The sequence below is a fragment of the Aliterella sp. E5.1 genome, from assembly GCF_057473825.1.
This window is the reverse complement of record NZ_JBYCCV010000318.1, coordinates 1-1,629: the sequence shown is the minus strand read 5'-3', so window position 1 is coordinate 1,629 and position 1,629 is coordinate 1. Positions and strand designations below refer to the sequence as shown.

General features: G+C 48.9%; 1 protein-coding gene. It reads left to right on the top strand.

What is annotated here, in order from left to right; genetic code table 11:
• Positions 1-596: 596 nt before the first annotated feature.
• Positions 597-1,629: type IV pilus twitching motility protein PilT (locus AC2VE5_RS26765; protein WP_486890576.1), on the top strand; the 1,033-nt coding region annotated here is incomplete at its 3' end.

The following is a 1,629-nucleotide window of genomic DNA, read 5'->3' as shown; positions in this document are numbered from 1 at the left end:
TTATCTTTATAATTTAGACCTGGTTAGAATCAAGCGACGCTCAATATGAGCGCTTTGAGGCGTAAGGCTTAACTCTGAGTACCAGTAACCTCCCAAGGTGGGGGTTTGCTAACCCTTGGTGCTGGTAAAGGGGTAAAGGTATAGCCTGGATCCTTTGCTTAACCTCAGTTCCGGTTAAGCACTCTTCAGAACTGCTAATCTGCTGAAACAACTCAAGTACGTTGGCAAAATCCTGGAGTCGGAAACCATAGAATCAGGACTTCAGCTGATCCAGAACTCAGGCTGCCTGAGCTGGAAGTGATGGGATCAGGAGGCTAAGCTTCTAGGCCCAAAGGATTGAAGTCTAGCGGGACCAAAATGGTTGCTTTAGAATGGCAATGTCTTGACCGGTTAGAAAAGACTTGATTTAGGTCGGCCTTGGGAGACGCTCTGAGGTTTTTTTAATTTTGCTGGTTTCGTCCGTCCATATTTACGGGGGCTCTATGACAAACTCTCAATTTTCCTCAGATTCTTCAATTTCTGGTCCACAGATAGCGCCGTCTGCAAGTACTAGTAATCCAGGGGAAGAAACTGTGCTTCAGGGAGGAGCACCGGCAATGCCATTGTCAGCTTCTTCACCTGAGGCTCAACCCACTGCGATCGCTGAAGGCGGGTCTTCGACCATCACCGAAGGTGGGTCTTCGACCATCGCCGAACCGGCTGCTTATCCTCCTCCATCGATTGCCAGCAATGCGGGTCATAGCCCCAGATTGAAACAACTGGTCGATGAGGCCTTTGAAAAGGGATTTTCTGATATTCACTTGGGAGTTGGGGAGGTTCCGCGATTTCGGGTTCGCGGAGAGTTAGAAATCTCTGCACATCCTGTGACAGATGAAGCGACCTTTTTTAGCTGGTTGCGAGAAATCCTCACTGAGGAACAAATTCTGGAATTTCAGCGAACCCTGGAATTTGATGGGGCTACTCAGTATGAAATGACACGGGTGCGAATTAACGTTTTTATGGCTTTGTCTGGTCCAGCCATGGTTCTAAGGTTGATTCCGCTTCAGATTCTTACCCTGGAGCAACTGAATATGCCTCCGGTCCTGCAAGATTTATGCCACTACCACAAAGGCTTAATTTTGATTACAGGACCAACGGGGTCAGGTAAGTCAACCACCATGGCTGCCATGGTTGACTACATCAATACTCAGATGGCCAAGCACATTATCACAATTGAGGATCCAGTGGAATTTGTCCACAAAAGTCGCAGGTCGATGATCCGGCAACGGGAAGTGGGCATACATACCCGAGAGTTCGACAAAGCCCTAAAAGCCTCTTTAAGGGAAGATCCAGATGTGATCTTGATTGGAGAGATGCGCGATCGCCAAACGGTTAATACAGCCCTAAAGGCGTCCCAAACCGGCCATCTGGTGTTTGGGACGCTGCACACGAGCAGTGCCGTTAAAACCATTGAGCGAATTCTTAACCTCTACAATCCAGATGAACAGGGGCCGATGCGGGTACAGGTGGCAGAATCCTTGGTTGGGGTGGTGGCTCAATCCCTGGTTCGCACCCTGGATGGCAGGCGGGCAGCAATCCACGAAATTATGATCAGTACTGATGCAATCAAAGACTATATTTTGCGGGGGG